Genomic DNA, 12372 nt, shown 5'->3' with positions numbered 1-12372 from the left:
TACGTGAGGATTTCGATCACTGCCCAGGGCCAAAATGGCAAGTGAATAAGCCCTAATGGGATAGGCTCTTATTGTGCCTGAATGGTTATGGGCGAGCGGCAGGCAAGGGACGATAGAACACCGCATAGCCGTGCCAGTTGTCCTGCCGCACATGCTCATCTTGCGTCAGGCTGACCACACGATAGTAAGGCATACCGCGTGCGTTGGCCTCACGGGCGATTTCTTCTACCGCATCATCGAGAGTGCCGCGGACATTCACAGAGACAGAGCCGGTTTTTTCCAACAGGTAGCTTTGCTCTCTGGACACTTCTACCGCCTGCTGCGCCGGTGGTGGCGGTGGAACCGGCTTACCAGCCAGCATCGCACAACTACTGAGCAGCACCGACAGCACCGCGCCCAACCACACTCTGTGTAACGGCGTCAGTCTGAATAACCATGACAGGCAAGCCATAACGCGGTGCTCCATTCAGTCCGATACGCGATAAATTCATCCGGCACACGTTAATAACGCGCTAAATCAGCGTTCTGTACCGGGCGAGAATAGTGTAACGCCTTGACGCAAACAGGGATACCGTTGAGGTGTGTTGACGTGTAAACGCAGCAGGAGTGAAGTGACCTTCGCCGGTCAGCGGCGAAGGTCATGACAGCATCAGTGATGAATGCGGAATACGCTGACCACATCGCTCAAGTGGTGGCCTTTCTCACGTAGCCCTTGAGCCGTGCTTTCCGAGTTTTGTACCAACGAGGCGTTCTGGTGGATAGCCTGCCCTATCTGATTGATAGCTACATTGACCTGCTCGATGCCCAGAGCCTGCTCATGTGAGGCGATATCAATATCGCTGATGATGGTGCTGACCTGCTGAATACGTTGCAGTAAGTCATCCATCGCTGCACGGGTTTTTTCCGAGAAGCGGTAACCGGTTTCGACCTGATGCAGTGATTCGGCAATCAATGCTTCGATTTCTTTTACCGCTGAAGAGCTACGCTGGGCCAGCGAGCGTACTTCGGCGGCGACCACCGCGAAGCCTTTACCGTGTTCGCCGGCGCGTGAGGCTTCGACGGCGGCGTTGAGCGCCAGAATGTTGGTCTGAAAGGCGATCGACTGGATGGTGGTGGTGATGTCGGCAATTTTCTGCGATGAGCGTTTGATTTCGCTCATTGTCTCCACCGAGTCGGTGACCGTTTTGCTGCCATTTTGGGCGGCGCTGGCGCTTTGTGCTGCCAGACCTTTGACGGTAGAAACGTTGTCGGCATTCTGTTTTACCGTCGATGCCAGTTGTTCCATGGTGGCGGAGGTTTCTTCCACACTGCTGGCCTGACGGGAAATTTGCTCGCTGATGTTGCCGCTGTCTTCGGCCAGCACATCCGTACCGACGACGATCTCTTCAGCGGCGTCGCGTACCTGAGATACCAGCCGGGTCAGGCCATGCCCCATGCCGTTGATGGCATCGACCAGCCGACCCACTTCATCCTGGCTCTGGGTGGTGAGAGTGGCTTGCAGATTCCCAGCCGCGAACTGCTCTGCGACTTTGACCACCTCGTCCAGTGGCCGACTTAGCCAGCGACGGGTGAGGTAGACGAAGAACACGGCAAACAGCACTACCAGCGCAATACCACCGGCCAGGAACACATTGCGGATGGCATTGATTTCCGCCAACAGACTGGCCTTGCTAATGGTGCCGACGACAACCCATTTCCATTGCGGCACGCTGTGATACACCATCACCTGGGTGCGATCATCGCCGCTCAGGCTGCTGTCTTCGTATTCCAGCCTGCCACTGTCATTCTTCAGCACCTGTTGCAGGGTGTCGCCAGACCAGTTTGGCTTTTGTCCGCTGAGCGTTGGATGAACCAGATAGTTGCCCGCCGTCGCACCCGCGGTGCTGAGCGCAATAAAATGACCGCTATCGCCGATGCGTTTATCCAGGATGCGTTTTTGCATCAGGGCAAACTCTTTGCTGATATCAATCCCCACGAACAGAATGGCGATAACGTTACCGCTGGCGTCGGTGACCGGTTTGTATTGGGTGATATATTGTTTGCCGAAGAGCACCGCCAGTCCACTGAACGATTTGTTGCTGGAAACGGGCGCGAATGCCGGGCTGGCGCGGTCCAGTTTAGTGCCGATGGCCCGTGAGCCGTCTTCCTTCTTTAACGAGGTGGTGATACGCACGAAGTCGTCACCATCGCGTACGAAAATGGTGGAAATCGCACCAGTACGACTGAGAAAGTCGTCGGTAACGGCGGTGTTCATGTTAAGAACGGTATCGCCGGATTTCAGTGTCGGGGCCGTTGTCCCACCGACAGGCAGGCGGGCCTGATTATCAACGTTAAAACGAGAAGGTAGAAAGCTGGCAAACAGATTGGTATAGCTGTCGACACCTGACTGCAGGCTGGCGTCGTACAGGGCTATCATATCGGTAATACCCGTAACCTGACTTTCCATGTCATGCATTGTCAATGATTCCAGTTTCTCACCGGCTGAGCGCGTCAGACTGAGGCTGAATGTAATAAACAGCACAGCCACACTCAGGGAGGCAATGACCGAAAGTTTGACACCGAGGCTCCAGCGTCTAAAAGCAAGCTGCATGATAATTCTCTTTAGTATGGTATGAGACGTGATTGGGAATTGATTACTGCCGTTAACGGCAAAAAAGTGCGAAATTTTACATCAATCGGTACTTTTGTAACTAATTTGACCAAGATCATTGCGATCTGTCTTTATATGTATTGAGTGTTGCCAGCGGTTAAATGGTATACGAAATAATTGTAGGCGTTCCTGACGGTTTTACCTGTTAATCAATGAAGAAAAGGAGACGATAATGGTAGAAATGGGAAACGAGGATGTTTCAGGCATCGAGGTGCTGCATGCCTTTCCTTCTGGCGGCAGGACGCGGCCTTTACCCACCATTTTCTTCTTTCATGGCTATACCTCCTCTAAAGAAGTTTACTCGTATTTTGCCTACGCGCTGGCGAAGGCTGGCTTTCGGGTTATCGCGCCGGATGCGCTGATGCATGGCGGGCGTTTTGACGGCGATGAGGCGCGACGTTGGCGTTGTTTCTGGGACATATTACTGACGAATGTGCAGGAATTGCCCCGCTATCTGGCCTGGTGTCGCGAACAGGGGTTGATTGATGGCGACAGAGTCGGGATTTGTGGTGCGTCGATGGGCGGCATGACGGCGCTGGCGGCGATGACGCAATACCCCTGGTTGAAATCGGCGGCCTGCTTTATGGGCGCTGGCTATTTTTCGTCGTTATCGCAGATGCTGTTTCCACCGGTGACACCGGATGAACCGGGAGCGCAGGCGCAGTTACAGGCGTTGGCGGAACGTGTGGCACCGTATGATGTGGGGCATCAGTTGGATAAGGTATCCGACCGGCCGCTCCTGCTCTGGCATGGCCTGGCTGATGAGCTGGTTCCGGCATCGCAGAGCGAACGCTTGTACCGGGAACTGAACGCTTGCAACGCCAGTCAGCAGGTGACCTACCTGACGGAGGTCGGCATTGGCCACAAGATTACCCCGACTGCTTTGCAGGCCGGGGCGGATTTCTTCGTGCGCTCGCTCTGATTTTCCCCTTTGGCTGCGCTGTTTTTCTCTTTGTCGTGCTGACTGGCAATATCGCTTGTTTTCCCATGAGGGCGTCATTATAATTACGCGTCATTTTTTCAGCCGTACACACAACACGTTCCTTGCTTCCATGGGCCGCGGCTGACCCTGACAGGAGGCTGAATAATCCGTAAGGAGCAATTCGATGCGTCATTACGAAATCGTTTTTATGGTTCATCCTGACCAGAGCGAACAGGTTCCGGGCATGATCGAGCGTTACACCGGTGCTATCACAGCAGCGGAAGGCAAGATCCACCGTCTGGAAGACTGGGGCCGCCGTCAGCTGGCTTACCCGATCAACAAACTGCACAAAGCTCACTACGTTCTGATGAACGTTGAAGCCCCGCAGGAAGTGATCGATGAGCTGGAAACTAACTTCCGCTTCAACGACGCCGTTATCCGCAGCATGGTTATGCGCGTTAAGCACGCGGTAACTGAAGCATCTCCGATGGTGAAAGCGAAAGACGAACGCCGTGAGCGTCGTGACGAATACGCTGAAGCTGATGATGATGCTGAAGTTGGGGATTCTGAAGAGTAATTGTTGTGGTGACGGCCAATCGGCTGGTGTTGTCAGGCACGGTGTGCAAGACACCCATTCGAAAAGTCAGTCCGTCAGGTATTCCTCACTGCCAGTTTGTGCTTGAGCACCGCTCAGTGCAGGAAGAAGCCGGACTCAGCCGACAAGCATGGTGCCGTATGCCCGTGATTGTCAGTGGACATCCGTCACAGGCATTTACCCACAGTATAACGGTCGGTATGCAACTCAGAGTTCAGGGGTTCATTAGTTGCCACCAAGGGCGCAATGGCCTCAGTAAGTTGGTGCTGCATGCCGAGCAGATTGAATTGATTGATTCTGGAGACTAGCCAAATGGCACGTTATTTCCGTCGTCGCAAGTTCTGCCGTTTCACCGCGGAAGGCGTTCAAGAGATTGACTATAAAGACATCGCAACGCTGAAAAACTACATCACTGAAAGTGGTAAAATTGTACCGAGCCGTATCACCGGCACCCGTGCAAAATACCAGCGTCAGCTGGCCCGCGCTATCAAGCGTGCGCGCTACCTGTCTTTGTTGCCGTACACTGATCGTCATCAGTAATCGGCCACTGTCCATTAACGAGACTTTGAGAGGATAAGGTAATGCAAGTTATTCTGCTTGATAAAGTAGCAAACCTGGGCAGCCTGGGTGATCAGGTTAACGTTAAAGCGGGCTACGCTCGTAACTTCCTGGTTCCGCAGGGCAAAGCTGTGCCGGCAACCAAGAAAAACGTTGAGTTCTTCGAAGCCCGTCGCGCTGAACTGGAAGCTAAACTGGCTGACGTTCTGGCTGCTGCTGAAGCTCGCGCTGAGAAAGTCAACGCATTGGCTTCCGTAACCATCGCTTCTAAAGCGGGTGACGAAGGTAAACTGTTCGGTTCTATCGGTACTCGCGACATCGCTGATGCGGTGACTGCTGCCGGTGTTGAAGTAGCGAAAAGCGAAGTTCGTCTGCCGAACGGCGTTCTGCGCACACTGGGCGAGCACGAAGTGAGCTTCCAGCTGCACAGCGACGTATTCGCTAAGCTGAACGTTGTGGTTGTTGCTGAGTAATTTTTTACTCCGCTTCATCGCGACACGTAAAACGCTGGCCTTGTGCCAGCGTTTTGCATTTCAGGTGCTCCATTTTATAGCGTGATCCTGCGAGAGGTGATCCTGGTGTTTGGATCCTGTAGCAGACACTTCTCCAGCAGCCAGACATCAGTGATCGCTACCCATACCGTGGGTATGCAGTGATTTTTTATTTATTTGATAATTAATGAATTATTCCCTCTTTTTCTTCAACATCTCTCAATTAATAAACTTTCTGTGATGCAATTCGCATATATGCCTTCTGCCCGAGATCCTGCGATCGAATAAGTATCAGGCATAGAGAGTCGTCACACTCCCTGTCGAAATTTTCATCGTTTTCTTGACACCCATAATCCCTTCATTAGAAAAATATGCAAACGTTCCTGCAAACGTTTTACATAATTTATTAAAAGTACCCTACATCGAGAAAAGAGGACGCTATGAAAAAAATCATGATAACGGCGGGGCAGCGCTACCGCAGTCCGTCTACGGGAAAGGGCGGTGATGCCAATGGGGCGCGTCATGTATTACGCGTTAACGCACTGTGTGGCAGAGCACAAGGGGGTGTGGGCGGGCATACGTTGCGGCAACGGGGAGTGCAACAGGTAACACCGGCGGTTATCGGGCGGTGAAATAGCCTCTGTGACTGTTACTGCGTGCTGAACATACCGGTAGGCGGGAAGACGAAGAAAACCCCCTGATTGGTCAAGCAACAGCACATCCTCACTAGCCTTTCTGGAGAAAAACGTATGTCAACACATGACATGAGTGTCGGCACCATGAGTGGTGTCATCAGCACTGTCGTTCCTGGTGGCACCACACAGGCTGAATTGGTGGCCCGCCTTGAACGGATGCCGATCACCCGCCAGTTAATGACGATTCGTGTAGTCGTGGGGCTTTCCACATTCTTTGATGCTTATACCGTACTGGCAATCGCGTTCGCCATGCCGCAACTGGCTGCGGAATGGGGGCTCAATGCGACAGATATCGGAATGATTATTGCGGCCAGTTATGTCGGGCAATTGTTCGGTGCTGTATTTTTTGGTTCTCTGGCAGAAAAAATTGGCCGCCTTGGCGTATTAAAAATCACGATTATTCTGTTTGTTATTATGGATGCATCCTGCCTATTCGCCTGGAGCGGTACATCCATGATGGTATTTCGTTTCCTGCAAGGTGTGGGCATTGGGGCTGAAGTTCCGGTCGCCAGTTCTTATATCAACGAATTCGTTGGAGCGAAAAAACGTGGACGTTTCTTTCTGTTATATGAAGTGATCTTTCCGATAGGCATGATGTTTGCCGGGATAGCCGGGTACTTTCTGGTGCCGATTTATGGCTGGAAGGCCATGTTTATCGTGGGGTTGATTCCTTCCATCATTACGGTGCCTTTACGCTGGTTTATGCCCGAGTCACCACGCTGGCTGGCTTCAAAAGGGCGCTTGTCTGAAGCCGATGCGGTGGTGAAAAAACTGGAGGACGAGGTGATTCGCCACGGTGGCTCGCTAGCAGAACCGGTTATTCGCCAGACGGCGGATAAAACCGCAGCCTCACAAGGGTGGCGTGAGCTGTTCTCGGGTATTTACTGCAAGCGAACATTGACTATCTGGGCGTTATGGGTGTGTGGCTATACCATCAATAATGGTTTGGTGACCTGGTTGCCTACGCTGTATAAAAAGGTTTTTGGACTGCCCATCGAAACGGCGCTGGCTTACGGTTGGATAACATCGGCATTTGGTGTGCTGGCCTCGATAATCTGTGCGTTGTTTATTGATAAAGTCGGACGCAGACGCTGGTATGCTGCTGCTTTTTTATTGGCAATTATTCCGCTGACTACACTGACCGTATTAGGAGCGACCAGCCCAATACAGATTTTGATCTGTGCCACGGTGGGGTACGGCATATTGCAAACCATCACGTTTTCTCTCTACCTCTATTCTTCCGAACTTTATCCAACCCGGCTACGTGCTATCGGCACCGGATTGGGCAGTGCCTGGTTGCGTGCGGGCTCTGCCGTTGGCCCTATTTTGGTAGGCGTTATTGTCAGTGATTTTGGCATTCGCTACGTGTTTGTCGCATTCGCCTTAATCGCCCTGATTGGGGGTGTGGTAACGCTGCGATATGCTATTGAAACAAAAGGCAAGGTTCTGGAGGAGCTATCACCATAGCGGTGACAGCCTGTGGCTGGCTTGCCCTGCGAATGTGGGGCAAGTATTAAATAATCACAGGCAGTGATATTTCAGATGATGGTTTCCTCCGCCGGGAAAACAATATGAAGCGTAATTATTTATGTATTATTAAATAATACGGGGACGAGTTAAACCATGTTACATACTGGCACGTTAAGCCTGAAACGATGAAATGGCTGAGTCACGTAACCCATACACGCACGACGTGAGGATAGGTCAGGGGATATAGAGAAACCCACCGATTTTATGCATCACGTTGTCAGTTTTCTATTGCGGCTAAGATGAAACGGATTTTTATTTAATCATGTGTGTGGATTATTTGTTTTTAAGCGATTAATCTCGATATTGTCAGTGGTACTGTTTTATCAGGAGGTTATGGCGGTGTGAGGTTCGACCGAAACAGATTAATCTATAATTATAAGTGGTAACTTGTTCGTGGTGTGCGTCACATTTTAACGTTTCCTGGCGTTAAAATTATCAATTTGTCGTGTGTCAGACAAAATAATGACATCATCGTTAACGTCTCACAATCCGTACCGATACTGTAACAATGTGTTGTGGTTTTTCTTTCCGTCAAGGGTGGGGATCATATGGGGTTGGCTAATAGAATAATGAATAAAATGAAGGTGTCTCACAAGCTATACGGCGGTTTCTCGATAGTGCTTATTTTAGTGATTATCGCCTCAGGGTTTGCAGCGACGCGATTTTTCACTATTCGAGATCTTTATATCAAGACATCGATCATGAATGATATGAATCATTACCTTGATCAGTCTAAGATAGCGAGAATCAAATATTTCTTTTCTTTTGATGACACGAATCTCAATAATCTGGTGAATTATAATAATCAGATTGTCGAGAGTATAAATAAAACCAAGTCACTGTCGTGGGGAGATGAATATTCTGGCTATCTGAACAGTCTGGATCAGGATATGAAACAGTACTGGCAGGATCTGGATACCGAGAAAGCAGCACTAAATAAAGTAAAAGAGACCAATAATGCTATTGATGCGCTTGGTAGCGGGAATCAACTGGCTCAGGCTCTGGGTAGCATAACGTTGAAGCCTGATGAAACTGCGTTGCTGGCAAAGCGTGACGCCATGTTGCTGGCCATTGTCAAGCTGGCTAACAGTACGCAGATACTGCAACGGACAGGCAGTGCAGATGCCTCGAAAGCGCAGCAGCGTTCTTACGATGAAGCCACAAAGGCGTATAACGATTTTGCCAGCGCGCTTGATGATTTTGCCAGCGCGCTTGATAGTGAACGCAAAGCCCGGCTGACGGATACCGCTGCCTATATCGACAATTATGGCCGTGCGGGCAAACAATATTTCGATAACCTGACCAGCCTGAAGTCCACAGATGTAAAATTCCGGGCGACGGGGGATAAGCTCACGGCGGATATTGCCAGCATCGTCGGGAGTATTGATGCAAAAAATAGCGCCATCATCAACAGCTCAGTCTTGCAGATGACAACCCTTGGGGGGATTGCGGTACTGTTTGGCTTGCTGATTTCCTGGGCGATAACCCGCCAGATAACCCAGCCTATTATGTCGAATCTGAAACTGGCGGAAGCCATCGCGGATGGTGATTTATCCATGTCGGTGAAGATTGAACGTAATGACGAGTTGGGGATGCTGACGCATGCCATGATGGATATGACAGTGCGGCTGCGCAAGCTGGTGGCGGACATTCTTCACAGCGTTAATCGCGTCGCCGGGGCATCGAATGCAATCAGCGCTGGCAATAACGACCTGTCGGCAAGGACGGAGCAGCAGTCCAGCATGATTGTGGAAACGGCCGCCAGTATGGAGCAGTTGACCTCAACGGTGAAAAATAATGCCGATAACGCCCGCCATGCCAGTCAGATTACCGGTAAGGCGTCAGATATTGCTAATCAGGGGGGCGATATTATCCGGCGAGTAGTCAGCACCATGTCCGAGATTTCCGGTAGTTCTAAAAAGATTTCTGATATCACATCGGTCATCAACAGCATCGCGTTTCAGACCAATATTCTGGCGTTGAACGCCGCGGTGGAAGCTGCCCGAGCCGGGGAACAAGGCCGCGGGTTTGCGGTCGTCGCCAGCGAAGTGCGTAGCCTGGCGCAACGTAGTTCTCAGGCGGCCAAAGAGATCGAAGCGCTGATTTCCGAGTCGGTTTCCCGTGTGGATGTCGGGGCGAATCTGGTGACGAAAGCCGGCACGACGATGGATGAAATCGTGGGGTCGGTCAACTCGGTCAACAACCTGATGGGTGAGATTGCGGTGGCCTCTGATGAGCAGAGCCGTGGTATTTCGCAGATCGGCAGTGCGGTGACAGAAATGGATTCGACCATCCAGCAAAACGCCGCCATGGTCAGTGAATCGTCTTCTGCGGCTCATGCACTGGAAGAGCAAGTATCGCGTCTGGCTGAATTGGTTGCGGTCTTCCGTTTGCCTGAAGGTGCCGTTACGTCTGAGGAGAACGGCTACGGTCACCCGTCAGCGCTGGTATCACCACACCGGCTGTTATCCTAAATACGGTGGGAGCAGGCCGCTCTGATGAACAGAGCGGCCATTGCGCATTGCTCAGCGTTTGAATGGCGCGCTGGAGCTGCGTGGAATCAGGCTTGGGATAACCCGACTGATGGTGTTAGCGCCTTGTGGAGGGGAAAGCAAAAGGTCAACGGCCAGCGAGGCGACATGATCCAGCGGCACGTGGACTGATGAGAGCGGCACCGGCAGGCGCGCTACCAGCGGAATATCGTTATACCCTACCAGCGACAGGTCCTGACCAATTGTCAGGCCGACACGGTGCGCTGCCGCCATCACGCCTATCGCCAGATCATCATTGATCGCAAAAATGGCGCTGGGACGATGTGCCGGTGTGAGCAGTTCCAGCCCTTGTTGTTCCCCGGACTCAATCCCAAAACCCGACTCGCGGATCCACTCGGGCCGTATTGGTAACCCGGCTTCCTGCATCGCCCGTTGAAATCCCAGACGGCGATCACGCGCCCCCGAGGTGAAATTAGGGCCTGCAATCAGGCCGATATCCCGATGACCTAAATCGATGAGATGACGAGTGGCCAGATAACCCCCTTGCTCATCGTTGCCTGTAGCAGAAGGGCTAATGCCATCGGTACGCAACACCAGTGTATGGGGAATCTGCTGCTGGCGTAATTCCGCAGGCAGCTGGTCATCCAGTCGGCTGGTGGCCAGAATCAAACCGTCAACCCGGCGGTCAAGCAGCGATTCTGCCGCCTGCTTTTCCTGTACTGGGTCATCACCACACGTGGCGACGATAGTGAAGTAACCGTGTCGTTCTGCGGCGCGGAAAATGGCTTCGTATAAAAGCGCCATTACCATATCGCTTAAACGCGGCACCAGGACGCCGATAGTGCCGGTGCCACCACGACGCAGGCTGGATGCCATAATATCGCGTCGGTACCCCAGCTCCTGTGCGACCTCTCTGACCCGTTGGGCGGCTTTACTGCGTGATGGAGGCAGACGCTCGTCCAGTACGCGCGACACAGTAGAGACGCTGACGCCAGCCGCGGTTGCCACGTCCTGTAGGGTGACCGGTTTATTGCTCAGTTTCCGGTTGGTGCCAGGTGGCGAAAATGCGTTTGAGTCCATGTCATCCTTAGTCGTAGTCAGTAGGGGAGCCTCCCCGATAAAACTCCGGTATTTGAGGCTATCCACGCTGTCCGGATGCCCTCAGCCGTCTGGAGTGTGTCTGTTTTATTGCTTGTTTTGCACGCTGTTATTATGTAGTGGCACCGGTGAATTAGCTATATTTTTGGTAATACACCGCAGATAGCGCTATGACGTGAATCAAGGCGCGGTGCCGACAGGGTATGGCGGTCGGTACGCGAGCAAATGTGGTGGAGGGAAGTACAAGGCCACGCAAACAGGGCACGTCAGGTCAGAATGGCAGGGTGCCCGTACCCTGTGCAGGCGGGCACCCTGATAGTTGAGCTGATAGTAGAGATGAGCGTCAAACGCATCAGTCAACGCGAGGAAGCTCCGCCATGCGGACTGCCGTCATGATTTCGTCCGCAGCCCCTGGCTCCAGCGGCATTAACGGGGAACGAACCGTCGCATGATCCAGGATCCCTCTTGCGACCAGCGCATGCTTCAATGCCACTGTACCTTCCATGTGAGAGCCACGGTGGTACACGCTTTTCGTCACCGGAAGCAGGCGATCGTGGATAGCGCGTGCGGCGGCATAATCTTTCGCCTTACCCGCTTTAATCATTTCAACCAGCAGTTCGGGAGCAATGTTGCCATAACCGACCAGGAAGCCATCCACATCGAATACGGTTGATAGCAGGTATTCATCGTGGCAACTCAGGATTTGCAAGTCAGGGCGTTCGCGGCGGATGACAGGAATTTCAGTGTCCCAGCGGCGCATGTTTCTCACCCCATTTTTCATGGCAAATACGCCGGGTTGTGCCGCGATATCCAGCATCGTTTCCAGATTGTAAGTACATTTGGTCGCATCGGGATACTGGAACAGAATGAGCGGCAGACCACTTTCTTCATACACATGGCGGTATTTATCCTGCGGTGCGCCTTTCTGATAACCGAAACGCAGCCAACCGTGGGACGGGTACAGCAACCCTGCCGATGCACCGGCTTTGATAGCGCGCTTGGCTTCTTCTGCTGCGACAGCGGTCCCTTCCAGCGTGATGCCTGCGATAATCGGAATCGCGCCGTTTACTGATTCGGCAAAGGCTTCAATCACTTTCATTTGCTCGTCTTGCGACAGGAAGGTGCCTTCCCCGGCATGCCCTAACACGGTGAGGCTTTTCACACCGTCGATGCTAGCCAGCCAACTACCTAGTTTTTTACAAGCCGCATAGTCGACGGCCCCTTCACGGGTGAACGGGGTGATTGGCGCTGGGTTAAGACCACGTAAATCGATATTGATGTTTTTCATAACGTCCTCTTTTTTCTATAGGGTACTGTCGAGTGTAATTTATCAAAAACGTT

Annotated in this window: 12 protein-coding genes; 8 read left to right on the top strand and 4 right to left on the bottom strand. The window is 52.2% G+C overall.

The features are described 5' to 3' along the window. Window positions 1-85: 85 nt before the first annotated feature. Together bsmA and FAZ14_RS05680 are read right to left on the bottom strand one after the other, a co-directional pair. Window positions 86-451, bottom strand: a complete 366-nt coding sequence (gene bsmA, locus FAZ14_RS05685) for a biofilm peroxide resistance protein BsmA (RefSeq protein ID WP_016940471.1) — start codon at window positions 449-451, stop codon at window positions 86-88. Between the two features lie 198 nt (window positions 452-649). Then, window positions 650-2590 (bottom strand): methyl-accepting chemotaxis protein, encoded by a 1941-nt coding sequence (locus FAZ14_RS05680; RefSeq protein WP_153508192.1) that lies wholly within the window; start codon window positions 2588-2590, stop codon window positions 650-652. A 232-nt stretch (window positions 2591-2822) separates the two neighbouring features. Here FAZ14_RS05680 and yjfP point away from each other — a divergent pair, with 232 nt between their 5' ends. The 8 genes from yjfP (at window position 2823) to FAZ14_RS05640 (ending at window position 9915) form a co-directional block, all read left to right on the top strand. Beyond that, window positions 2823-3572: an esterase gene (gene yjfP / locus FAZ14_RS05675; RefSeq protein ID WP_016940469.1), complete on the top strand. Its 750-nt coding sequence runs from the start codon at window positions 2823-2825 to the stop codon at window positions 3570-3572. Between the two features lie 184 nt (window positions 3573-3756). Then, entirely contained in the window at window positions 3757-4149 is a 393-nt protein-coding gene (gene rpsF, locus FAZ14_RS05670; RefSeq protein ID WP_016940468.1) for a 30S ribosomal protein S6, read from the top strand. A 5-nt stretch (window positions 4150-4154) separates the two neighbouring features. Next, window positions 4155-4475, top strand: a complete 321-nt coding sequence (priB, locus tag FAZ14_RS05665) for a primosomal replication protein N (RefSeq protein ID WP_012886013.1) — start codon at window positions 4155-4157, stop codon at window positions 4473-4475. A gap of 4 nt (window positions 4476-4479) precedes the next feature. Further along, a complete protein-coding gene (gene rpsR / locus FAZ14_RS05660) occupies window positions 4480-4707 on the top strand; it encodes a 30S ribosomal protein S18 (protein WP_000135199.1) in 228 nt (75 codons plus the stop codon). A gap of 41 nt (window positions 4708-4748) precedes the next feature. Next, window positions 4749-5198 carry a 50S ribosomal protein L9 gene (rplI, locus tag FAZ14_RS05655; protein ID WP_016940467.1) on the top strand — a complete coding sequence of 150 codons (450 nt, stop codon included), beginning with the start codon at window positions 4749-4751 and terminating at the stop codon, window positions 5196-5198. A 458-nt stretch (window positions 5199-5656) separates the two neighbouring features. Next, window positions 5657-5848, top strand: a complete 192-nt coding sequence (locus FAZ14_RS05650) for a hypothetical protein (protein ID WP_016940466.1) — start codon at window positions 5657-5659, stop codon at window positions 5846-5848. Window positions 5849-5995: 147 nt separating this feature from the next. Beyond that, a complete protein-coding gene (locus tag FAZ14_RS05645) occupies window positions 5996-7378 on the top strand; it encodes an MFS transporter (RefSeq protein WP_235914483.1) in 1383 nt (460 codons plus the stop codon). Window positions 7379-7989: 611 nt separating this feature from the next. Further along, window positions 7990-9915, top strand: a complete 1926-nt coding sequence (locus FAZ14_RS05640; RefSeq protein ID WP_420890246.1) for a methyl-accepting chemotaxis protein — start codon at window positions 7990-7992, stop codon at window positions 9913-9915. Between the two features lie 51 nt (window positions 9916-9966). Here FAZ14_RS05640 and FAZ14_RS05635 read toward each other — a convergent pair whose 3' ends face one another. Together FAZ14_RS05635 and FAZ14_RS05630 are read right to left on the bottom strand one after the other, a co-directional pair. Beyond that, window positions 9967-11013: a LacI family DNA-binding transcriptional regulator gene (locus FAZ14_RS05635; RefSeq protein ID WP_016940463.1), complete on the bottom strand. Its 1047-nt coding sequence runs from the start codon at window positions 11011-11013 to the stop codon at window positions 9967-9969. Between the two features lie 370 nt (window positions 11014-11383). After that, window positions 11384-12319, bottom strand: a complete 936-nt coding sequence (locus FAZ14_RS05630) for a dihydrodipicolinate synthase family protein (protein WP_206670626.1) — start codon at window positions 12317-12319, stop codon at window positions 11384-11386. Between the last annotated feature and the right edge of the window lie 53 nt (window positions 12320-12372).

It is taken from the genome of Dickeya oryzae (genome assembly GCF_009372235.1).
Lineage (GTDB): Bacteria > Pseudomonadota > Gammaproteobacteria > Enterobacterales > Enterobacteriaceae > Dickeya > Dickeya oryzae.
This window is presented reverse-complemented; position numbering and strand designations above follow the sequence as displayed.

Bases quoted from the DNA above. Each gene is read 5' to 3' on its own strand.
- bsmA (WP_016940471.1), bottom strand. From the start codon at position 451: ATGGCTTGCCTGTCATGGTTATTCAGACTGACGCCGTTACACAGAGTG.
- FAZ14_RS05680 (WP_153508192.1), bottom strand. From the start codon at position 2,590: ATGCAGCTTGCTTTTAGACGCTGGAGCCTCGGTGTCAAACTTTCGGTC.
- yjfP (WP_016940469.1), top strand. From the start codon at position 2,823: ATGGTAGAAATGGGAAACGAGGATGTTTCAGGCATCGAGGTGCTGCAT.
- rpsF (WP_016940468.1), top strand. From the start codon at position 3,757: ATGCGTCATTACGAAATCGTTTTTATGGTTCATCCTGACCAGAGCGAA.
- rpsR (WP_000135199.1), top strand. From the start codon at position 4,480: ATGGCACGTTATTTCCGTCGTCGCAAGTTCTGCCGTTTCACCGCGGAA.
- rplI (WP_016940467.1), top strand. From the start codon at position 4,749: ATGCAAGTTATTCTGCTTGATAAAGTAGCAAACCTGGGCAGCCTGGGT.
- FAZ14_RS05650 (WP_016940466.1), top strand. From the start codon at position 5,657: ATGAAAAAAATCATGATAACGGCGGGGCAGCGCTACCGCAGTCCGTCT.
- FAZ14_RS05645 (WP_235914483.1), top strand. From the start codon at position 5,996: ATGAGTGGTGTCATCAGCACTGTCGTTCCTGGTGGCACCACACAGGCT.
- FAZ14_RS05640 (WP_420890246.1), top strand. From the start codon at position 7,990: ATGGGGTTGGCTAATAGAATAATGAATAAAATGAAGGTGTCTCACAAG.
- FAZ14_RS05635 (WP_016940463.1), bottom strand. From the start codon at position 11,013: ATGGACTCAAACGCATTTTCGCCACCTGGCACCAACCGGAAACTGAGC.
- FAZ14_RS05630 (WP_206670626.1), bottom strand. From the start codon at position 12,319: ATGAAAAACATCAATATCGATTTACGTGGTCTTAACCCAGCGCCAATC.